Origin of the sequence: Pseudomonas sp. ADAK7, assembly GCF_012935675.1 — a bacterium.
Taxonomy (GTDB): domain Bacteria; phylum Pseudomonadota; class Gammaproteobacteria; order Pseudomonadales; family Pseudomonadaceae; genus Aquipseudomonas.
Genome location: NZ_CP052861.1, coordinates 2,599,120 through 2,618,814, shown reverse-complemented (window position 1 = coordinate 2,618,814; position 19,695 = coordinate 2,599,120). Strand labels below are relative to the sequence as shown.

The 19,695-nt window shown below is 60.9% G+C and carries 22 protein-coding genes; 21 read left to right on the top strand and 1 reads right to left on the bottom strand.

Features of this window, described 5'->3' with window-relative positions; genetic code table 11:
• Positions 1 to 94: 94 nt before the first annotated feature.
• The 21 genes from HKK53_RS12265 to HKK53_RS12165 all read left to right on the top strand — a co-directional run bounded on the left by HKK53_RS12265 (position 95) and on the right by HKK53_RS12165 (position 19,044).
• Positions 95 to 1,288 carry a sensor histidine kinase gene (locus tag HKK53_RS12265; RefSeq protein WP_169374233.1) on the top strand — a complete coding sequence of 398 codons (1,194 nt, stop codon included), beginning with the start codon at positions 95 to 97 and terminating at the stop codon, positions 1,286 to 1,288.
• A 5-nt stretch (positions 1,289 to 1,293) separates the two neighbouring features.
• Entirely contained in the window at positions 1,294 to 2,673 is a 1,380-nt protein-coding gene (locus HKK53_RS12260; RefSeq protein ID WP_169371028.1) for a sigma-54-dependent transcriptional regulator, read from the top strand.
• Positions 2,674 to 2,788: 115 nt separating this feature from the next.
• Positions 2,789 to 3,118 (top strand): flagellar hook-basal body complex protein FliE, encoded by a 330-nt coding sequence (fliE, locus tag HKK53_RS12255; protein ID WP_163909067.1) that lies wholly within the window; start codon positions 2,789 to 2,791, stop codon positions 3,116 to 3,118.
• 15 nt (positions 3,119 to 3,133) lie between these two features.
• Positions 3,134 to 4,921 carry a flagellar basal-body MS-ring/collar protein FliF gene (gene fliF, locus HKK53_RS12250; RefSeq protein ID WP_169371027.1) on the top strand — a complete coding sequence of 596 codons (1,788 nt, stop codon included), beginning with the start codon at positions 3,134 to 3,136 and terminating at the stop codon, positions 4,919 to 4,921.
• Entirely contained in the window at positions 4,914 to 5,933 is a 1,020-nt protein-coding gene (gene fliG, locus HKK53_RS12245; RefSeq protein WP_003184041.1) for a flagellar motor switch protein FliG, read from the top strand. Before fliF ends, fliG begins: the two co-directional genes overlap by 8 nt.
• A 7-nt stretch (positions 5,934 to 5,940) precedes the next feature.
• Complete coding sequence (gene fliH, locus HKK53_RS12240; RefSeq protein ID WP_169371026.1) at positions 5,941 to 6,759, top strand: flagellar assembly protein FliH; 819 nt, start codon at positions 5,941 to 5,943, stop codon at positions 6,757 to 6,759.
• Complete coding sequence (gene fliI, locus HKK53_RS12235) at positions 6,749 to 8,107, top strand: flagellar protein export ATPase FliI (RefSeq protein WP_169371025.1); 1,359 nt, start codon at positions 6,749 to 6,751, stop codon at positions 8,105 to 8,107. Before fliH ends, fliI begins: the two co-directional genes overlap by 11 nt.
• Before the next feature lie 6 nt (positions 8,108 to 8,113).
• Positions 8,114 to 8,563 carry a flagellar export protein FliJ gene (fliJ, locus tag HKK53_RS12230; protein WP_169371024.1) on the top strand — a complete coding sequence of 150 codons (450 nt, stop codon included), beginning with the start codon at positions 8,114 to 8,116 and terminating at the stop codon, positions 8,561 to 8,563.
• 156 nt (positions 8,564 to 8,719) lie between these two features.
• Entirely contained in the window at positions 8,720 to 9,025 is a 306-nt protein-coding gene (locus tag HKK53_RS12225; RefSeq protein WP_169371023.1) for an STAS domain-containing protein, read from the top strand.
• Between the two features lie 5 nt (positions 9,026 to 9,030).
• Positions 9,031 to 10,737 (top strand): fused response regulator/phosphatase, encoded by a 1,707-nt coding sequence (locus HKK53_RS12220; RefSeq protein ID WP_169371022.1) that lies wholly within the window; start codon positions 9,031 to 9,033, stop codon positions 10,735 to 10,737.
• 31 nt (positions 10,738 to 10,768) lie between these two features.
• Positions 10,769 to 11,116 (top strand): Hpt domain-containing protein, encoded by a 348-nt coding sequence (locus HKK53_RS12215; protein WP_169371021.1) that lies wholly within the window; start codon positions 10,769 to 10,771, stop codon positions 11,114 to 11,116.
• A 105-nt stretch (positions 11,117 to 11,221) separates the two neighbouring features.
• The gene (locus HKK53_RS12210; RefSeq protein ID WP_169371020.1) at positions 11,222 to 12,595 is read left to right on the top strand and encodes a flagellar hook-length control protein FliK; all 1,374 of its coding nucleotides are present in this window, start codon (positions 11,222 to 11,224) and stop codon (positions 12,593 to 12,595) included.
• A 222-nt stretch (positions 12,596 to 12,817) separates the two neighbouring features.
• Complete coding sequence (gene fliL / locus HKK53_RS12205) at positions 12,818 to 13,324, top strand: flagellar basal body-associated protein FliL (protein ID WP_169371019.1); 507 nt, start codon at positions 12,818 to 12,820, stop codon at positions 13,322 to 13,324.
• A 9-nt stretch (positions 13,325 to 13,333) separates the two neighbouring features.
• Entirely contained in the window at positions 13,334 to 14,302 is a 969-nt protein-coding gene (gene fliM / locus HKK53_RS12200) for a flagellar motor switch protein FliM (RefSeq protein ID WP_092271441.1), read from the top strand.
• Between the two features lie 68 nt (positions 14,303 to 14,370).
• Positions 14,371 to 14,829, top strand: coding sequence for a flagellar motor switch protein FliN (gene fliN, locus HKK53_RS12195; RefSeq protein WP_429514011.1), 459 nt, complete (start codon positions 14,371 to 14,373; stop codon positions 14,827 to 14,829).
• Complete coding sequence (gene fliO / locus HKK53_RS12190) at positions 14,830 to 15,276, top strand: flagellar biosynthetic protein FliO (protein ID WP_169371017.1); 447 nt, start codon at positions 14,830 to 14,832, stop codon at positions 15,274 to 15,276.
• Positions 15,276 to 16,034 (top strand): flagellar type III secretion system pore protein FliP, encoded by a 759-nt coding sequence (fliP, locus tag HKK53_RS12185; RefSeq protein ID WP_169371016.1) that lies wholly within the window; start codon positions 15,276 to 15,278, stop codon positions 16,032 to 16,034. The genes fliO and fliP overlap by 1 nt, the downstream gene beginning before the upstream one ends.
• Positions 16,031 to 16,300 carry a flagellar biosynthesis protein FliQ gene (gene fliQ / locus HKK53_RS12180; protein WP_007948918.1) on the top strand — a complete coding sequence of 90 codons (270 nt, stop codon included), beginning with the start codon at positions 16,031 to 16,033 and terminating at the stop codon, positions 16,298 to 16,300. The genes fliP and fliQ overlap by 4 nt, the downstream gene beginning before the upstream one ends.
• A 3-nt stretch (positions 16,301 to 16,303) precedes the next feature.
• Positions 16,304 to 17,086 carry a flagellar biosynthetic protein FliR gene (gene fliR, locus HKK53_RS12175; protein WP_169371015.1) on the top strand — a complete coding sequence of 261 codons (783 nt, stop codon included), beginning with the start codon at positions 16,304 to 16,306 and terminating at the stop codon, positions 17,084 to 17,086.
• A gap of 3 nt (positions 17,087 to 17,089) precedes the next feature.
• Positions 17,090 to 18,229 carry a flagellar biosynthesis protein FlhB gene (flhB, locus tag HKK53_RS12170; protein WP_169371014.1) on the top strand — a complete coding sequence of 380 codons (1,140 nt, stop codon included), beginning with the start codon at positions 17,090 to 17,092 and terminating at the stop codon, positions 18,227 to 18,229.
• Positions 18,230 to 18,381: 152 nt separating this feature from the next.
• Positions 18,382 to 19,044, top strand: coding sequence for a hypothetical protein (locus tag HKK53_RS12165; protein ID WP_169371013.1), 663 nt, complete (start codon positions 18,382 to 18,384; stop codon positions 19,042 to 19,044).
• Between the two features lie 116 nt (positions 19,045 to 19,160).
• On the opposite strand, the gene HKK53_RS12160 is transcribed toward HKK53_RS12165, so the two are convergent.
• Positions 19,161 to 19,511 (bottom strand): DUF6124 family protein, encoded by a 351-nt coding sequence (locus tag HKK53_RS12160; RefSeq protein ID WP_169371012.1) that lies wholly within the window; start codon positions 19,509 to 19,511, stop codon positions 19,161 to 19,163.
• Between the last annotated feature and the right edge of the window lie 184 nt (positions 19,512 to 19,695).

Genomic DNA, 19,695 nt, shown 5'->3' with positions numbered 1-19,695 from the left:
TTTTTTTAGGCACGGGTATTGCTACATCTCTCGCAACGTTCCGTTTCACTGACGGTCAGCCAAGCGAGAGAGCACGATGCCCCAAGCCGCCCAGATGTCTCCTGTCCCTGACGCTTCGGGGCAACCGTCGTCCGTAGAGCAGACAAGCCGGCTGGGTCTTGAGCAGGCGTTCGTGCTGTTCAACCAGATGTCGAGCCAATTGACTGACTCCTACAGCATGCTCGAAGCCCGGGTCACCGAGCTCAAGGGTGAGCTGGCGGTGGTCAGTGCCCAACGCATGCAGGAACTGGCGGAAAAAGAACGCCTGGCCAACCGCCTGCAAAACCTCCTTGATCTGTTACCCGGTGGCGTCATCGTGATCGACGCCCAGGGCATGGTGCGCGAAGCTAACCCGGCGGCCTGCGAGTTGCTCGGCCTGCCCCTCGAAGGCGAGCTGTGGCGCCAGGTGATTGCGCGCTGCTTTGCGCCCCGTGAAGACGACGGTCATGAAATCTCCCTCAAGGACGGTCGGCGTCTGTCGATCGCCACCCGCTCGCTGGATGCCGAGCCTGGTCAGTTGGTGCTGCTCAACGACCTGACCGAAACCCGTCACCTGCAAGATCAACTGGCCCGCCATGAGCGCCTGTCGTCCCTGGGTCGAATGGTTGCCTCGCTGGCTCATCAGATTCGCACGCCGCTGTCCGCAGCCCTGCTGTACGCCAGTCATTTGACTGAGCAGGAATTGCCGGTCGCCACTCAGCAACGCTTCGCCGGCCGTTTGAAAGAACGCCTGCACGAACTGGAGCATCAGGTGCGCGACATGCTCGTGTTCGCTCGCGGCGAATTGCCGCTGACCAACCGCGTCACGCCCAAGGAGCTGCTGCAATCGCTGCAAGCCGCGGCGCTGACCCACGTTCAAGACCTGCCGATCCGTTGGCAGTGCGACAGTCACGCGGGGGAGTTGCTGTGCAATCGCGACACCCTGGTCGGGGCGATTCTGAATCTGATCGAAAATGCGATCCAGGCCAGCAACGGTGCCGTGCGCCTGAAGGTTCACCTCTATACCCGTGGCAGCAATCTGCGCCTGTGCGTCAGTGACAGCGGCAGCGGCATCGATGACACGGTACTGGCGCGCCTGGGCGAGCCATTTTTCACCACCAAGACCACCGGAACCGGCCTGGGCCTGACCGTGGTCAAGGCAGTGGCCCGTGCTCATCAGGGAGAATTGCAGTTGCGCTCGCGGCTCGGTCGCGGTACCTGTGCGCTGGTGTCCCTGCCGTTGTTTATCAGCGCATCGGACGCGGAGTGAAGGGCATGGCAATCAAGGTTCTACTGGTCGAGGATGACCGCGCGCTGCGCGAGGCACTGGCGGATACGCTGCTGCTCGCGGGGCATGATTACAAGGCCGTCGGTTCGGCGGAAGAGGCGCTGACGGCGGTCGGCGTCGAGGCGTTCAATCTGGTGGTCAGTGACGTCAACATGCCAGGCATGGATGGCCATCAATTGCTCGGATTGTTGCGGGCGCGGCAGCCGCAATTGCCGGTGCTGCTGATGACCGCGCATGGCGCCGTGGAGCGGGCAGTCGACGCTATGCGTCAGGGGGCGGCGGATTACCTGGTCAAGCCGTTCGAACCCAAGGCCTTGCTCGATCTGGTGGCGCGCCATGCGTTGGGCAGTCTCGGCGCCACCGACGGTGAGGGGCCGATCGCCTTCGAACCGGCCAGTGCGCAATTGCTCGAACTGGCCGCGCGAGTGGCGCGCAGCGATTCCACGGTGTTGATCTCCGGTGAGTCCGGCACCGGCAAGGAAGTGCTGGCGCGCTATATCCACCAGCATTCCCATCGCGCCAGTCAGCCATTCATTGCCATCAACTGCGCGGCAATCCCCGACAACATGCTCGAGGCCACGTTGTTCGGTCACGAGAAAGGCTCGTTCACCGGCGCCATCGCGGCTCAGGCCGGCAAGTTCGAACAGGCCGACGGCGGGACTATCCTGCTCGACGAAATTTCGGAAATGCCCATGGGCTTGCAGGCCAAATTGCTGCGGGTGTTGCAAGAGCGGGAAGTCGAACGGGTGGGGGCGCGCAAGCCGATCAGCCTGGACATCCGCGTCGTCGCCACCACCAACCGTGACCTGGCCGGTGAAGTGGCAGCGGGGCGTTTCCGTGAAGACCTTTACTATCGGCTGTCGGTTTTTCCGCTGGCCTGGCGTCCGTTGCGCGAGCGCACCGCCGACATCCTGCCGCTGGCCGAGCGTCTTCTGGCCAAACACGTCAATAAAATGAAGCATGCCGCGGCCAGACTCTCGCCCGAGGCGCAAGCGTGCCTGATCGGTTATCCGTGGCCGGGTAATGTGCGTGAGCTGGATAACGCCATCCAGCGCGCGCTGATTCTGCAGCAGGGCGGTTTGATTCAGCCGCAGGATTTCTGCCTGTCGGGGCCGGTCGCCTGTGCGCCATTACCCGCATTGACGCCGGTGCGGGCCGTGGAAGTCGAGGCCGATTCGGCCAGTGCCCTGGGCGACGACCTGCGTCGACATGAGTTCCAGATGATCATCGACACCCTGCGCGCCGAGCGTGGCCGTCGCAAAGAGGCCGCCGAACGCCTGGGCATCAGCCCGCGCACCTTGCGCTACAAACTGGCGCAAATGCGTGACGCCGGAATGGATGTGGAAGCTTATCTGTTCGCCACCTGATTCACCGGGAAGGCTTTTGTGAAGCCAGGCCACCGAGCTGGCACCCTTGTTGCTAACACCTCACTACCCGCCGAGTGAGTGTCAAAAAATTGCGGGTCGACGAAGAGAGCAGACCATGAGCCAAGGTATTGAATTTAATCGATTGATGTTGGACATGCGGTCCATGCAAATGGACGCGATGTCGGCACCGAAATCGACTGCCGCCGTTCCTGAACTGGGTGGCAGCAGCTTTGCCGACATGCTCGGTCAGGCCGTCAATAAAGTGAACGACACCCAGCAGGCGTCGAGTCAACTGTCCAGTGCCTTTGAAATTGGCAAGAGCGGCGTTGATCTGACGGATGTGATGATTTCCTCGCAGAAGGCCAGTGTGTCTTTCCAGGCGTTGACCCAGGTGCGTAACAAGCTGGTTCAGGCTTACCAAGACATCATGCAGATGCCGGTTTAAGGACGATATTGAGTCATGGCAGATGCAATCGCCGATAATGTTCCGGCCAAGGCCACCCCAGTAGACGGCAAACCGCCGCTGTTCGGGTTGTCCTTCCTGGAAAACCTCTCCGAGATGACCATGCTGCGTCAGGTGGGCCTGTTGGTCGGCCTGGCTGCGAGCGTGGCGATTGGCTTTGCCGTGGTGTTGTGGTCGCAGCAGCCGGACTACCGGCCTCTGTACGGCAGTCTTGCCGGTATGGACGCCAAGCAGGTCATGGAAACCCTGGCCGCCGCTGACATTCCTTACACCGTTGAACCGAACTCCGGTGCCTTGCTGGTCAAGGCCGATGATGTGTCCCGTGCGCGCCTCAAGCTCGCCGCGGCTGGTGTCACTCCCAGCGACGGCAACATCGGTTTTGAAATCCTCGACAAGGACCAGGGCCTGGGCACCAGCCAGTTCATGGAAGCGACCCGTTATCGTCGCGGCCTCGAAGGCGAACTGGCCCGCACCATTTCCAGCCTGAACAACGTCAAGGGTGCCCGTGTGCACCTGGCGATTCCGAAAAGCTCGGTGTTCGTGCGCGATGAGCGCAAGCCAAGTGCGTCGATTCTGGTTGAGCTGTATTCCGGCCGCTCCCTGGAGCCAGGCCAGGTACTGGCGATCATCAACCTGGTCGCCACCAGCGTTCCGGAACTGAGCAAGTCGCAGATCACCGTTGTCGACCAGAAGGGCAACCTGCTGTCCGATCAGGCGGAGAACTCCGAACTGACCATGGCCGGCAAGCAATTCGATTACAGCCGCCGCATGGAAAGCATGCTCACCCAGCGTGTGCACAACATCCTGCAACCGGTGCTGGGCAATGACCGCTATAAAGCCGAAGTCTCGGCCGACGTGGATTTCAGCGCCGTCGAATCGACCTCCGAGCAGTTCAACCCGGACCAACCGGCGCTGCGCAGCGAGCAATCGACTTCTGAACAGCGCACCGCCAGCAATGGCCCGCAAGGCGTGCCGGGTGCTCTGAGCAACCAGCCGCCATCGCCAGCTTCGGCCCCGCAAACCACCGGTGGCGCGACCGCGTCGGCCGGCATGGTGCAGCCAGGTCAGCCATTGCTCGATGCCAATGGTCAGCAAATCATGGACCCGGCCACCGGTCAGCCTATGCTTGCACCGTACCCGGCGGACAAGCGTCAACAATCGACCAAGAACTTCGAGCTTGATCGCTCCATCAGCCACACCAAGCAACAACAGGGCCGTTTGAATCGCCTGTCGGTCTCGGTAGTGGTGGATGACCAGGTCAAGATCAACGCGGCCAACGGTGAAACCACCCGCGCGCCGTGGAGCGCCGACGAATTGGCACGCTTCACGCGCCTGGTACAGGACGCCGTCGGTTTCGATGCCAGCCGTGGCGACAGCGTCAGCGTGATCAACATGCCGTTCTCCGCCGAACGCGGTGAAGTGATTGCCGATATTCCGTTCTACTCCCAGCCTTGGTTCTGGGACATCGTCAAGCAAGTGCTGGGTGTGTTGTTCATCCTGGTGCTGGTGTTCGGTGTGCTGCGTCCGGTGCTCAACAACATCACCGGTGGCGGCAAAGGCAAACAGCTTGCTGGCTTGGGCAGCGACGTCGAGTTGGGTGGCATGGGCGGCCTGGACGGCGAACTGGCCAACGACCGCGTCAGCCTCGGCGGCCCGCAAAGCATCCTGTTGCCGAGCCCGAGCGAAGGCTATGACGCACAGTTGAATGCAATCAAGAGTCTGGTGGCAGAAGATCCGGGCCGTGTGGCCCAGGTCGTGAAAGAGTGGATTAACGCAGATGAGTGATAACCGAGCCGCTGTCGCCAAACTGTCCCGGGTTGATAAAGCCGCGATTCTGCTGCTGTCCCTGGGTTCGACTGACGCCGCGCAAGTGCTGCGCCACATGGGGCCCAAAGAGGTCCAGCGTGTGGGCGTGGCCATGGCGCAAATGGGTAACGTGCACCGCGAGCAGGTCGAGCAGGTGATGAGCGAGTTCGTCGACATCGTCGGCGACCAGACCAGCCTGGGCGTCGGCTCCGACGACTACGTGCGCAAAATGCTTACCCAGGCGTTGGGCGAAGACAAGGCCAACGGCCTGATCGACCGCATCCTGCTGGGTGGCAACACCAGCGGCCTCGACAGCCTGAAGTGGATGGAGCCGCGCGCCGTCGCCGACGTGATCCGTTACGAGCACCCACAGATCCAGGCGATCGTCGTGGCGTACCTCGACCCGGACCAGGCCGGTGAAGTCCTCGGCAACTTCGACCACAAGGTGCGTCTGGACATCATCCTGCGCGTCTCGTCGTTGAACACCGTGCAGCCGGCGGCCCTGAAAGAACTCAACCAGATTCTCGAGAAGCAGTTCTCCGGCAACTCGAATGCCTCGCGCACCACCTTGGGTGGCATCAAGCGTGCGGCCGACATCATGAACTTCCTCGACAGCTCGATCGAAGGTCAGCTGATGGACTCGATCCGCGAAGTCGACGAAGACCTGTCCGGTCAGATCGAAGACCTCATGTTCGTGTTCAACAACCTGTCCGATGTCGACGACCGCGGGATCCAGGCGTTGCTGCGCGAAGTGTCCTCCGACGTGCTGGTGCTGGCCCTCAAGGGTTCGGACGAAGGCGTCAAGGAAAAGATCTTCAAGAACATGTCCAAACGAGCGGCCGAACTGTTGCGCGACGACCTCGAGGCCAAAGGCCCGGTGCGCGTCAGCGACGTGGAAACCGCACAGAAAGAAATCCTCACCATTGCCCGCCGTATGGCCGAAGCCGGAGAAATCGTTCTCGGCGGAAAGGGTGGCGAAGAGATGATCTAAGGTCACTATGTCGTCCAAACATGATGAGTCCAACACCGACCTGATCCGTGGCAAGGAGGTCGGTGGTTTCGACGTCTGGTCGCTGCCCAGCTTCGACCCGCATGTGCCCGAGCCCGAGCCGGAACCCGAGCCCGAGCCGCCGGAAATGGAAGAAGTGCCGCTGGAAGAAGTCCAGCCACTGACCCTGGAAGAACTCGAAAGCATCCGTCAGGAGGCCTATAACGAAGGCTTCGCCACGGGTGAGAAAGAAGGCTTCCACAGCACCACGCTCAAGGTCCGTCAGGAAGCCGAAGTGGCGCTGAACGCCAAGATTGCCGCCCTGGAAGCGCTAATGAGCCACCTGTTCGAGCCGATCGCCGAGCAGGACACCCAGATCGAAAAATCCCTGGTCGACCTCGTGCAGCACATCACCAAACAAGTGATTCAGCGCGAACTGGCCATCGATTCCACGCACATCGAAAGCGTCATGCGCGAAGCCCTCAAGCTGTTGCCGCTGGGCGTGGGCAATGTGCGGCTGTACATCAATCCCCAGGATTTCGAACAGGTCAAAGCCCTGCGCGAGCGCCATGAAGAAACCTGGCGCATCGTCGAAGACGAAGCCTTGTTGCCGGGCGGTTGCCGGGTCGAAACCGAGCACAGCCGCATCGACGCCACGGTCGAAACCCGTGTTACCCGGGTCATGGACAAGCTCTTCGATCAACTGCATGAACAAGCGCTGCACCCGGCCGAGCCGGACATGAGCCTTGAACTGCCGGTCGACGCCAAGCCAGCGGCCGCTCCGGAACCTGAACTGCCACCAGAGCTGGACACCCCCGATGCGCCTTGATCGCACCAGTTTCGCCAAGCGCCTGGGCAGCTACGCCGAGGCCACGGAACTGGAAGGCGCGCCGATCCTTGAAGGTCGCCTGCTGCGCATGGTCGGCCTGACCCTCGAAGCCGAGGGCTTGCGCGCCGCCATGGGCAGCCGCTGCATGGTGATCAACGACGACAGCTATCACCCGGTGCAGGTCGAAGCCGAAGTCATGGGCTTCTCCGGCAGCAAAGTCTTTTTGATGCCGGTCGGCAGTGTCGCCGGCATTGCCCCCGGCGCACGCGTGGTGCCGATGGCCGATACCGGGCGCTTGCCGATGGGCATGAGCATGCTCGGCCGGGTGCTTGACGGTGCCGGTCGCGCACTCGACGGCAAGGGCGGGATGAAAGCCGAAGACTGGGTGCCGATGGACGGCCCGACCATCAACCCGCTCAAGCGCCACCCGATCAGCGAGCCGCTGGACGTCGGGATTCGCAGCATCAACGGTTTGTTGACGGTCGGTCGCGGTCAGCGTCTCGGCCTGTTCGCCGGTACCGGCGTCGGTAAATCCGTACTGCTGGGCATGATGACGCGCTTTACCGAAGCCGACATTATCGTGGTTGGGCTGATCGGTGAGCGGGGGCGAGAAGTTAAGGAATTCATCGAGCACATTCTCGGTGAAGAAGGCCTCAAGCGTTCAGTGGTCGTGGCCTCGCCGGCGGACGATGCGCCGCTGATGCGTTTGCGCGCGGCGATGTATTGCACGCGTATCGCCGAGTATTTCCGCGACAAGGGCAAGAATGTCCTGTTGCTCATGGATTCGCTGACCCGTTTCGCCCAGGCCCAGCGGGAAATCGCCTTGGCTATCGGCGAACCGCCCGCGACCAAGGGTTATCCGCCGTCCGTATTCGCCAAGTTGCCGAAACTGGTGGAGCGGGCCGGTAACGCCGAGAAGGGCGGCGGCTCGATCACTGCGTTCTACACCGTGTTGTCCGAAGGCGATGACCAGCAGGACCCGATCGCCGACGCCGCGCGAGGCGTGCTCGACGGGCACATCGTGCTGTCCCGGCGCCTGGCCGAGGAAGGGCATTACCCGGCCATCGATATCGAAGCGTCGATCAGCCGGGTCATGCCGTCGGTGGTCACGCCGGAACACATGATGCGCGCCCAGTACTTCAAGCAATTGTGGTCGCGTTATCAGCAGAGTCGGGACTTGATCAGCGTCGGCGCCTATGTGGCCGGTGGCGATCGGGAAACCGACCTGGCGATTTCCCTGCAACCGCAGTTGGTCAGGTACCTGCGTCAGGGCCTGAACGACAAAATCAGCCTGGGCGAAAGCGAATCCTACCTCGGCACGATCTTCGCCCCCGCGGCCGGCGGCTAACCGGCCATGGCCCAGACTCGTGCAGGACGCCTGGCACCCGTGGTCGAGATGGCCGAAAAGGCCGAGAAGACTGCGGTCCAGCGTCTGGGGCATTTCCAGGGCCAGGTGCGTCTGGCGCAGAGCAAACTCGATGACCTTGAGGCCTTCCGCCTCGATTACCAGGAACAATGGATCGTGCGCGGCAGCAGTGGCGTGTCCGGCCAATGGTTGCTGGGTTATCAGGGGTTTCTGGCGCAACTGGGCACGGCCATTGATCAGCAGCGACAGAGCCTGGTCTGGCACCAGAACAATCTGAACAAGGCGCGTGATGCCTGGCAGCAGGCGTTTGCCCGGGTCGAAGGTTTGCGCAAACTGGTCCAGCGCTACATGGACGAGGCGCGCAAGCTCGAAGACCGGCGTGAGCAGAAGTTGCTGGATGAGTTGTCCCAGCGGTTGCCGCGCCAGGATCCGTATTAAGGCAGGTCTACCGCGTGATCGTTCATCGCGGGCAAGCCTTGCTCCTGCAAGCGATGGCGATCTATCCGTCGCAACACTGCATCCCGCCTTGCCCCCACCCCCGCCAAGTGCTAAACCTTGTACACGCACGTTCACCAATGACAAGGAAGCCGTTAAATGTCAGTCGTTACAGAAGTCTCCCAAGATGGGCAAAAGCTGACGATTTCGATCAAGGGACGATTCGATTTTGCCAAGCATCAGGAATTTCGCGAGTCCTACGAAAATCTCGAGCCAAAACCCGAGTCCTTTGAAGTTGACCTGAAGGACGCCACCTACCTCGACAGCTCGGCGCTCGGCATGTTGTTGCTGTTGCGCGATCACGCCGGTGGCGAGAATGCCGAGATCAAGCTCACCCACGCCAACGCCGATGTGCGCAAGATTCTCGCCATCTCCAACTTTGAACAAATCTTCGACGTGGCGTGACCGCCATGCAGTCCGTGTTCGAACCGCTGACGATCCTGATCGCTGAAGACAGCGCGGCCGATCGCATGCTGCTGTCGAGTATCGTCCGGCGTCAGGGGCATCAAGTGCTGACCGCCAGCAACGGCGCCGAAGCGGTGGAAGCGTTCCGTGAACAGAGGCCGCAACTGGTATTGATGGACGCCATGATGCCGGTGATGGACGGTTTCGAGGCGGCGCGGCAGATCAAGGCGCTGGCGGGGGAAACCCTGGTGCCGATTATCTTCCTGACCTCGCTGACCGAGAGCGAAGCCCTGGCCCGTTGCCTGGAGGCCGGGGGCGACGATTTTCTGGCGAAGCCCTACAACCAGGTGATCCTCGCCGCCAAAATCAAGGCGATGGATCGTTTACGGCGTTTGCAGGCCACCGTGCTTAAGCAGCGTGACCAGATTGCCCGGCACCACGAGTATTTGCTCAACGAGCAGCGGGTGGCCAAGGCTGTGTTCGACAAGGTGGCCCACTCCGGTTGCCTGAATGCACCGAATATCCGTTACCTGCAATCACCTTACGCGTTGTTCAACGGCGATCTGCTGCTGGCCGCGTTTACCCCGGCCGGCGACATGCACGTGCTGCTCGGCGATTTCACCGGGCATGGCTTGCCGGCCGCCGTCGGCGCCATGCCGCTGGCGGAAGTGTTCTACGGCATGACCGCCAAGGGCTACGGTTTGTCCGAAACCCTGCGGGAGATGAATGCCAAGCTCAAGCGCATCCTGCCCGTGGACATGTTCTGCTGTGCGACCCTGTTGTGCCTGAGCTTTCAGCGTCGTTCGGTAGAAGTCTGGAACGGCGGGATGCCGGACGGTTACCTGCACAGCAATGCCACGGGTGAGCGCACGCCGCTGCGGGCGCGGCACTTGCCACTGGGAGTATTGAGCCCGACAACCTTTAACGATCGCACGGAAGTATTTCCGATGGCGGTCGATGATCGGGTGTTCCTGTTGTCCGACGGGGTGATCGACACGTGCGATGCCAATGAACAATTGTTTGGCGTGGAGCGCCTGGAGCAAGTGTTTGCCAGCAATCGCCGGCCGGATGCGTTGTTTGCGGAAATCGAACAGGCTCTGCGCGATTTCCGTGGCGAAGCCCGGGACGATGTGAGCATGGTCGAGGTCCGCCTACTGGAGTCGGCGCAACTGAGCCCGCCGGCACTGGTGTATTCCGACAGCGGTCAGTCCTGTCCGCTGGACTGGTCGGTGAGCTTCGAGTTTCGCGCCGCCACCCTCAAACGCTTCAACCCGTTGCCCTATTTGCTGCAATTGCTGCTTGAAGTCCATGGCCTGCGGGCGCAAAGCGGCGCGTTATATAGTGTGCTGGCCGAGCTGTATTCCAATGCTCTGGAGCATGGCGTGTTGGGTCTGGACTCCAGCCTCAAGCGCGATGCCTCGGGGTTTGCGCGCTATTATCAAGAGCGCAATACTCGCCTGGACCAATTGCAGGATGGCTATGTGCGCTTGCATCTGGCGGTGACGCCAACGGGCGAAGGCGGGTGCCTGTCGATTCGGGTCGACGACAGCGGCAAAGGCTTTGATGTAGCGAAGGTGATGGAGCGGCCGGTGGATGGCGTCCGTCTGTCGGGGCGCGGCGTCGGCCTGATCCGCCAGTTGAGCCGCAAGGCGACCTGGTCCGACGATGGTCGCAGTGCACACGTGGAGTTTTATTGGGAGGCTCTGGCATAATCCCGCGAATTCTTGATCAAGGAGTGAACAAGTGGCTGACACACATCTGGATCGCGACGTGCTAAGTGCGTTGCGGGAGGTCATGGAGGATGAGTATCCGACATTACTGGATACCTTCATCGCTGACTCCGAAGAGCGTTTACTCGTTCTGCGCAAGGCCGAGGATGCCGCGCAGCTCATGAATGCGGCCCATAGTTTCAAAGGCAGCAGCAGCAACATGGGCGCCGTTCGCCTGGCTGAACTGTGCAATGAGCTGGAGCAGCGAGCCAAGGACAAACACCTCGCCGGCATCGAAAAACTGGTCGGGGAAATTGACGGCGAATTCGCCATCGTCCGCCCGCTCTATGAAGCAGAACGTCAACGTTCTTTAGCGGAGTAACACGACCGTCCGGCGCATCAGGCGCCGGATTGGCAAACCTGGCTCGACCTTTGCAATCATCTCACTCAACTGTACCTACGATCCCAGTGCAGCGGAGACCGCGTCATGCCCGTTACCCCCAATCTGCTTCTTCAGGCCGCTGCAAAGGCCAAGCCTCAAGCCGCCTCCGCCAATACCCCGGTGGTGGCCGCTGAGCCTGGGGATAAGGCCTCCAGCTTCGCCAATGTCTTCGCCAAACAGGGGCCAAACAAGCCTGCGGCGATGGCTGACGCACCGGTCAAATCGACGCGGGATAAAACCCCGGACAGTCCTGACAAGAAGGATGTCAGCAAGGATAAGCCTGCCGCTGCGGACCAGAACGTTGCCGATAGCGGCAAATCCTTGCCCGCCGATAAACCGGCGTCCTCCTCGGCGGACGACAAAAGCGCCAGCGACAGTGACCCGGATACGACTGCTACGCCAGTTGCCGTGGATGCTCCGCCGGTCGATCCGGCGCTGGATCCGGCCTTGATGCAGGCGGTTCAGCCGGTGGTGCCCGCGCCAGCGCCCGAGACACCGCCAGTGGCGACCACCGCACCAGCGCCCGTCGAGGCGGCGGTCGCTGCCGCCGTTACCGCCGCGCCCGTGCAGGCTGCCGCGACCACCGACAGCGATTTCGATCCAGAGGCCGACCCGCTCGACGCGTTGCCGGCCCTGCGCATGGCCATGGAGCAGAGTGGTCACGTGTCCGCCTCCAGCCAATCCCAGCCCAAGGCGACAGCGGCCCAGGTTTCCGCCGACGGCGAGCTGACCTCGGCGCAGAACTTTGCCGCCGGCATGGCGACCATGCTCGATGTGCAAACCGGCAAGGACAGCACCAGCCAGGGCGGCGAGAAGGCGTTCAGTGGCTTGCTCAATGAAGGGCTCAAGGACCTGACGTCCTCCAGCAGCGATACCCGTGTCGATGATTTCGCCAGTCGTCTGGCGGCGCTGACCCAGGCTGCCACGCCGAAAACCGCCAATGCGCTGCCGGTCAATCAACCGATCGCCATGCATCAGAGTGGCTGGACCGAAGAAGTGGTGAACCGGGTCATGTACCTGTCCAGCGCCAATCTCAAGGCGGCCGACATTCAGTTGCAGCCCGCCGAGCTGGGGCGCCTGGATATTCGGGTGAACATGGTGCCGGACCAGCAGACCCAGGTGACCTTCATGAGTGCTCATCCGAGTGTTCGCGAAGCGCTGGACGGGCAGATGCATCGCTTGCGGGATATGTTCGCGCAGCAGGGCATGGGCCAGGTCGATGTCAACGTGTCTGACCAGTCCCGTGGCTGGCAGGGCCAGGGGCAGGAGCAACAGGCTCAGCAAGGGCAGGGCGGTCGCACCAGCGCCAGCGGTGGTCGGGTTGATGCCATGGACGATGAGATCGTGCCGACGGTTGCCGAAGTGGCCGCAACCACTACCAGCGTGATTGGCTCAAGCGCCGTCGATTATTACGCCTGATCAAACGCAATATGATCGTTCCCACGCTCGGCGTGGGAATGCCGCCCGGGACGCTCCGCGTCCTCACCGAAGCGGACGCGGAGCGTCCATTGAGGCATTCCCACGCAGAGCGTGGGAACGATCTCTCCAAGACCTCGACTTCCTCTTCCACACTTCTGGCATAACACTTGCTCTTGCCTTGCCGTGCGACTGTGAAAAACTGAATAGTGACGGATTATTGGCATGGCTAAGAGCGAAGCAGCAGCAGTGGTTAAAGACCCTGCAACCAAAGGCAAACTCAAGCTGATCATTGCGATCGTAGTGGCGGTGCTGCTGGCGATCGGTTTGTCCGTGGGGGCCACCTGGTACTTCATGCACAGTGCCCAGAGCAAACCTGCGGTGGCGGCTGAAACCGCACCGGCCGGCAAGCAACCCGCAGTTTTCGAGCCGATGGCGCCAGCCTTCGTCGCCAATTACAACCAGAACGGCCGCCAGCGCTACATGCAGGTGAGCATCACCATGCTCGGCCGCAACCAGGCGGATCTGGAAGCGCTCAAAGTGCACATGCCGGTCATCCGCAATAACCTCGTGATGCTGTTCTCCGGGCAGGACTTCGCTACGCTGGCGACTCCGGTCGGCCAGGAAATGTTGCGCCAGAAGGCCACCGCCAGCGTCCAGGAAGTGGCGCAGAAAGAGCTCGGCAAAGTGGTGATCGAACAGTTGCTTTTCACTAATTTCGTACTGCAGTAGGAACACGACATGGCCGTGCAGGACCTGCTGTCCCAGGATGAGATCGATGCGCTGTTGCATGGCGTCGACGATGGTCTGGTACAGACCGATACCGCTTCCGAACCCGGCAGCGTCAAAAGTTACGACCTGACCAGCCAGGATCGGATCGTCCGCGGACGCATGCCGACCCTGGAAATGATCAACGAGCGTTTCGCCCGCTACACCCGCATCAGCATGTTCAACATGCTGCGCCGTTCGGCAGACGTTGCCGTGGGTGGCGTGCAGGTGATGAAGTTCGGCGAATACGTGCACTCGCTGTACGTGCCGACCAGCCTCAATCTGGTCAAGATCAAACCGTTACGCGGCACTGCGCTGTTCATCCTCGACGCCAAACTGGTGTTCAAGCTGGTGGACAACTTCTTCGGCGGCGATGGCCGTCACGCGAAGATCGAAGGGCGTGAATTCACCCCGACCGAGCTGCGCGTGGTGCGCATGGTGCTGGAGCAGGCCTTCATCGATTTGAAGGAGGCCTGGCAGGCGATCATGGAAGTGAACTTCGAGTACATCAACTCGGAAGTGAACCCGGCCATGGCCAACATCGTCGGCCCGAGCGAAGCAATCGTGGTGTCGACGTTCCACATCGAACTCGATGGCGGTGGCGGCGACCTGCACGTGACCATGCCGTACTCGATGATCGAGCCGGTACGCGAAATGCTCGATGCCGGCTTCCAGTCGGACCTCGACGACCAGGACGAGCGCTGGGTCAACGCCCTGCGCCAGGACGTGCTGGACGTAGACGTGCCGATCGGTGCTACGGTGGCCCGTCGTCAGTTGCGTCTACGGGACATCCTGCACATGCAGCCGGGGGACATCATCCCGGTCGAGATGCCGGAAGAAATGATCATGCGCGCCAACGGCGTGCCTGCATTCAAGGTCAAGATGGGCTCGCACAAAGGCAACCTCGCGTTGCAGGTGATCGAGCCGATCGAGCGCCGCTGATCGGCGCTTAATTCCCCCATTTAACACTGGCCGCTTCTCGTAAAAGAGCGGCCCGCTGAGGACACATGATGAACGACGATATGAACGCCCAGGACGACCAGGCACTGGCTGATGAATGGGCTGCCGCCCTGGAAGAAACCGGTGATGCCGGCCAGGACGATATCGATGCCCTGTTGGCCGCCGATACCGGCAGCTCGTCCTCCAACCGTCTGCCGATGGAAGAATTCGGCAGCGTGCCGAAGAACAACGACCCGGTGACCCTGGACGGCCCGAACCTGGATGTGATCCTCGACATTCCGGTGTCGATTTCCATGGAAGTCGGCAGCACTGACATCAACATTCGCAACCTGCTGCAACTCAACCAGGGTTCGGTGATCGAGCTTGATCGCCTGGCGGGCGAGCCGCTGGACGTACTGGTCAACGGCACCCTCATCGCCCACGGCGAAGTGGTCGTGGTCAACGAGAAGTTCGGCATTCGCCTGACCGACGTGATCAGCCCAAGCGAACGCATCAAGAAGCTGCGCTAAGTGAACAAGGTCCTGGGGTTGTTGCTGGCGCTGCCGTTCAGCGCCTTGGCTGCCGAGCCGGTGGCCACGGCGGCTGCGGCCGCTGCACCGGTGGTCAACAGCGGCGTGGCCGGGCAATTGACGCAATTGGTGTTCGGCCTGTTGTTTGTGCTGGGGTTGATCTTCTTCCTCGCCTGGCTATTGCGCCGGGTCCAGCAGGCCGGGCCGGCAGGCAAGGGCCAGGTAATCGAGATCGTCGGTTCGCGCGCGCTCGGGCCGCGTGACCGCTTGATGCTGGTACAGGTCGGCAACGAACAGATTCTGCTCGGCCTCAGCCCCGGCACCATCACCGCGTTGCATGTGCTCAAGGAGCCGGTGCACGTGCCGAGCGCAACTGAAAAAACGACCCCGGAGTTTGCCCAGCGCCTGATGGAACTGTTGGGCAAGGATCAGAAGGATAAGAAGTAATGGGTGCGCTACGCATCGTCTTGACGCTGGCCCTGATGCTGGCGGCGCCGCTGGCGTTCGCCGCCGATCCGCTGTCGATCCCGGCCATCACCCTGGGCACCAATGCGCAGGGCGCGCAGGAATACTCGGTCAGCCTGCAGATCCTGCTGATCATGACCGCGCTGAGCTTCATTCCAGCGTTCGTCATGCTGATGACCAGTTTCACCCGGATCATCATCGTCTTCTCGATCCTGCGCCAGGCCCTGGGCTTGCAGCAGACACCGTCGAACCAGATCCTCACCGGCATGGCGCTGTTCCTGACCATGTTCATCATGGCGCCGGTGTTCGACCGGGTGAATAACGATGCCCTGCAGCCGTACCTGGCGGAGAAACTCACCGCCCAGGACGCCGTGCTCAAGGCGCAAGTGCCGATCAAGGACTTCATGCTCGCCCAGACCCGCACCAGCGATCTGGAGCTGTTCATGCGCCTGTCCAAACGCACTGACATTGCCACGCCGGATCAGGCGCCGTTGACCATTCTGGTGCCGGCGTTCGTGACGTCGGAACTGAAAACCGCGTTCCAGATCGGTTTCATGATCTTCATTCCGTTCCTGATCATCGACCTGGTCGTGGCCAGTGTGCTCATGGCGATGGGGATGATGATGCTGTCGCCGCTGATCATTTCCCTGCCGTTCAAGATCATGCTGTTCGTGCTCGTCGATGGCTGGGCGTTGATCATCGGTACCTTGGCCAGCAGCTTTGGCGGTGTTTCGCCATGACCCCGGAAGTCGCCGTAGACATCTTTCGAGAAGCGCTGTGGCTGACCACCATGATGGTCGCCGTGCTGGTGATCCCGAGTCTATTGGTGGGCTTGCTGGTGGCGATGTTCCAGGCGGCGACCCAGATCAACGAACAAACCCTGAGCTTCCTGCCACGCTTGCTGGTGATGCTGGTGACGCTGATTGTGGCCGGCCCGTGGCTGGTGCAGACCTTCATGGAATACATCCTGCAGTTGTACGGCAGTATTCCTCAGGTCATCGGCTAAACCATGTCGCTGCTGCAGCTGACCGATACCCAGATCAGCACGTGGGTGGCGACGTTCATGTTGCCGCTGTTTCGCGTCGGTACGCTGCTGATGGTCATGCCGGTTTTTGGCACGACCCTGGTGCCGCGGCGCGTGCGGGCATATTTCGCCCTGGCGATCACGGTGGTCATCACGCCGGCCCTGCCGCCGATGCCACCGGTCAATCCGCTGGACCTGAGCGGGCTGCTGCTGATTGGCGAGCAGATCATCATTGGCGCGGTGCTGGGCTTCTCTTTGCAGCTGTTCTTCCAGGCATTCGTCATCGCCGGACAAATTGTCGCGATCCAGATGGGCATGGGCTTCGCGTCCATGATCGACCCTACCAACGGCGTGTCGGTGGCGGTGATCGGGCAGTTCTTCACCATGCTGGTGACGCTGATGTTCCTGGCGATGAACGGCCATCTGGTGGTCTTCGAAGTCTTGACTGACAGCTTCACCACGCTGCCGGTCGGTAGCGGTTTTATGGTCAATCATTTCTGGCAGTTGGCCGGCAAGCTCGGTTGGGTACTCGGCGCGGCGCTGGTGCTGGTGTTGCCGGCGGTCACCGCGTTGCTGGTGGTCAACATCGCGTTTGGCGTGATGACCCGGGCGGCGCCACAACTGAACATCTTTTCCATTGGCTTTCCGCTGACCCTGGTGCTCGGCATGTTCATCCTCTGGATCAGCCTGGGGGATATTCTCAATCAGTATCAACCCATGGCCTCCGAGGCCTTGCAGTTTTTACGCGAACTGGCACAGGCGCGCTGAGTCATGGCTGAGAGCGAAAGCGGTCAAGACAAAACAGAAGACCCCACGGACAAGCGCAAGAAAGACTCCCGCGACAAAGGCGAGGTGGCGCGCTCCAAGGAACTCAACACCCTGGCGATCATGCTGGTCGGCGCCAGCGCCCTGCTGATTTTCGGCGGAGCCCTGGCCCAGGACATGATGGAGCTGATGCGCATCAACTTCTCGCTGCCGCGGGAGGTGATCATGGACCAGAAATCCATGGCCAACTATTTGCTGCACTCGGGGCAAATCGGCTTGTGGGCGATTCAGCCGATCATGATTTCGCTGGTGCTGGCGGCGATCATCGGCCCGATTTCCCTGGGCGGTTGGCTCTTTGCCTTCAACTCCCTGGCGCCCAAGTTCAGCCGGATGAACCCGCTCAGTGGCCTCAAGCGGATGTTTTCCACCAAGGCCCTGGTGGAACTGCTCAAGGCGTTTGCCAAATTCATCATCATCCTGTTTGTGGCGCTGGCGGTGTTGTCGTCGGACATCGATGACTTGCAGCGCATCGCTCACGAACCGTTGGAACTGGCGATCATCCACAGCCTGCAAGTGGTGGGCTGGAGCACCTTGTGGATGGCATGCGGGCTGATCATCATCGCCGCCGTCGACGTACCGGTGCAGTTGTGGGAAAGCCACAAGAAACTGCTGATGACCAAGCAGGAAGTGCGCGACGAGCACAAGGACCAGGAAGGGCGGCCGGAGGTCAAGCAGCGGATTCGTCAGCTCCAGCGCGATATGTCCCAGCGCCGGATGATGGCGGCGATCCCGGATGCCGACGTGGTCATTACCAACCCGACCCACTACGCCGTGGCCCTCAAGTACGACCCGGAGAAGGGCGGGGCGCCGATGCTGATCGCCAAGGGCAACGACTTCCTGGCCTTGAAGATCCGCGAAATCGCCGTGGCCAACGAAGTGCTGCTGCTCGAATCGCCGGCCCTGGCGCGTTCGATCTACTACTCCACCGAACTTGACCAGGAAATTCCCGGCGGCCTGTACCTCGCCGTGGCCCAGGTACTGGCCTACGTCTACCAGATCCGCCAGCACCGCGCCGGCAAGGGCAAACGCCCGGATCCGCTCAAGGACGACCTGCCGATCCCGCCGGATTTGCGGCGCGATTCCTGATACCCCTCAATCGATCGGTCAGGCCAAAAACCTGTGGGAGCCGAACCGTCTATCCGAAAAGCGTCTGTACCTGTTAGTTCTGACAGTAGACGGACCGCCCCTCAAACGATTTCATCGATGAACGCTATTCAAGCGTTGAGAGGAGGTCGGTCATGACCGTTCGCGAATACAGAAAACTGCAAGGGATGGAGCTGACGTTCGTTGAGGGAGAGCTCAAGAGAAATAACGGTGAGCGAACCATCAGCTACTCGGTCACCTTCGATATGAGCCTCGACTTCACCCACTTTGTGCAGATGGCAAATGTGTATATACCGGGTTATCTGGACAGTCCGATCAATGCCATTCGACCGGAACTTGACGGGTTGGCCTATCACTACTCCTATAACTATTTTTTCAGCGAGGCAGGGAGCATTGATAGCAGCAAGGCATTGTTTGGCGTCTTCACACCTTCCGATTACTACATGGACCAGTGGTCAAGCGGCGGGCTGGAACAGTGTTATGCCAAGCCCGACTTCGCATTGATAGACGGGAAGTTGCGAATTACCGCGCAGACGAGCTTTCGATGGGAGGACGAAAATAGGCAGATTGAAATCGCCGACCTGCCGATCATTCGTTTTCAATGGGCGCTCAATCTGCTGCAAGGCCATCGATTGCAGACTGACGTGGCACCCGAAACAAAAGTGGTGCTTATGCACGCCCACGAGGATTTTGTTGAGGTTGAAGGCCTGCAACTGTTCAGGGGCACGCGCTACATGAAAGGTCGGGAACTCGGTTTTGGCGAAATATTGCCTGGGCAGATTCTGACGGCGGGGTAATTGTCCTGGCCTGAACCTGTGGGGGCGGGTTTGCTCGCGAAAGCGGTGTGTCAGTCAACATGGATGTTGAAACTGATGGCCTCTTCGCGAGCAGGCTCGCACACAGAGGGTTTTCGTTAGTCCTGCGGGTCGAGGTTGTCCAGCGCGCGATTCACCGCCAGTTCGCCGAGCATGATGTTCTGGATGATCCCCAGCACCGTGCTGCGCTGCGAGCCTTTCAGTCCTGTTGCAAAATCGTTGGCCATGACGCTGGCTGAGGCCAGAGACTCACTGGCGTGGGCGAGCAAACTTTCGGTTTTATTGTCCGGAGCGACCATGAACATCGTGCTGGGTTTTCGCTCGCTGGCGTTCAGGCGGGCGGTCAGATTGATGTAGTCGTCGAGGGCGCGGTCGGCGGCTTCCTGGAGTTTTTGCCGGTCGATTGAGGTGTCGTCGGTTTCTGGTGGGTTCGGTGTTGGTTTGAACATAGATGAAACTCCTAATCCATTAAAACGAGCCGTCACCTTCGCTACCAGGCGAAGGGTGGCGGCCACACGCAGGTTGGTAGACCGGGATTAGGAACGGCCGCCCGAAGGCACCTGCGCATGACCACCATAAAACCGAGGCGAACAGTCTCAGCAAAGGATAGTGCTTTGCGACCTAATCCCGGGC

Coding starts and splice junctions, on each gene's coding strand:
- HKK53_RS12265 (WP_169374233.1), top strand. CDS start 95: ATGTCTCCTGTCCCTGACGCTTCGGGGCAACCGTCGTCCGTAGAGCAG.
- HKK53_RS12260 (WP_169371028.1), top strand. CDS start 1,294: ATGGCAATCAAGGTTCTACTGGTCGAGGATGACCGCGCGCTGCGCGAG.
- fliE (WP_163909067.1), top strand. CDS start 2,789: ATGAGCCAAGGTATTGAATTTAATCGATTGATGTTGGACATGCGGTCC.
- fliF (WP_169371027.1), top strand. CDS start 3,134: ATGGCAGATGCAATCGCCGATAATGTTCCGGCCAAGGCCACCCCAGTA.
- fliG (WP_003184041.1), top strand. CDS start 4,914: ATGAGTGATAACCGAGCCGCTGTCGCCAAACTGTCCCGGGTTGATAAA.
- fliH (WP_169371026.1), top strand. CDS start 5,941: ATGTCGTCCAAACATGATGAGTCCAACACCGACCTGATCCGTGGCAAG.
- fliI (WP_169371025.1), top strand. CDS start 6,749: ATGCGCCTTGATCGCACCAGTTTCGCCAAGCGCCTGGGCAGCTACGCC.
- fliJ (WP_169371024.1), top strand. CDS start 8,114: ATGGCCCAGACTCGTGCAGGACGCCTGGCACCCGTGGTCGAGATGGCC.
- HKK53_RS12225 (WP_169371023.1), top strand. CDS start 8,720: ATGTCAGTCGTTACAGAAGTCTCCCAAGATGGGCAAAAGCTGACGATT.
- HKK53_RS12220 (WP_169371022.1), top strand. CDS start 9,031: ATGCAGTCCGTGTTCGAACCGCTGACGATCCTGATCGCTGAAGACAGC.
- HKK53_RS12210 (WP_169371020.1), top strand. CDS start 11,222: ATGCCCGTTACCCCCAATCTGCTTCTTCAGGCCGCTGCAAAGGCCAAG.
- fliL (WP_169371019.1), top strand. CDS start 12,818: ATGGCTAAGAGCGAAGCAGCAGCAGTGGTTAAAGACCCTGCAACCAAA.
- fliM (WP_092271441.1), top strand. CDS start 13,334: ATGGCCGTGCAGGACCTGCTGTCCCAGGATGAGATCGATGCGCTGTTG.
- fliN (WP_429514011.1), top strand. CDS start 14,371: ATGAACGACGATATGAACGCCCAGGACGACCAGGCACTGGCTGATGAA.
- fliP (WP_169371016.1), top strand. CDS start 15,276: ATGGGTGCGCTACGCATCGTCTTGACGCTGGCCCTGATGCTGGCGGCG.
- fliQ (WP_007948918.1), top strand. CDS start 16,031: ATGACCCCGGAAGTCGCCGTAGACATCTTTCGAGAAGCGCTGTGGCTG.
- fliR (WP_169371015.1), top strand. CDS start 16,304: ATGTCGCTGCTGCAGCTGACCGATACCCAGATCAGCACGTGGGTGGCG.
- flhB (WP_169371014.1), top strand. CDS start 17,090: ATGGCTGAGAGCGAAAGCGGTCAAGACAAAACAGAAGACCCCACGGAC.
- HKK53_RS12165 (WP_169371013.1), top strand. CDS start 18,382: ATGACCGTTCGCGAATACAGAAAACTGCAAGGGATGGAGCTGACGTTC.
- HKK53_RS12160 (WP_169371012.1), bottom strand. CDS start 19,511: ATGTTCAAACCAACACCGAACCCACCAGAAACCGACGACACCTCAATC.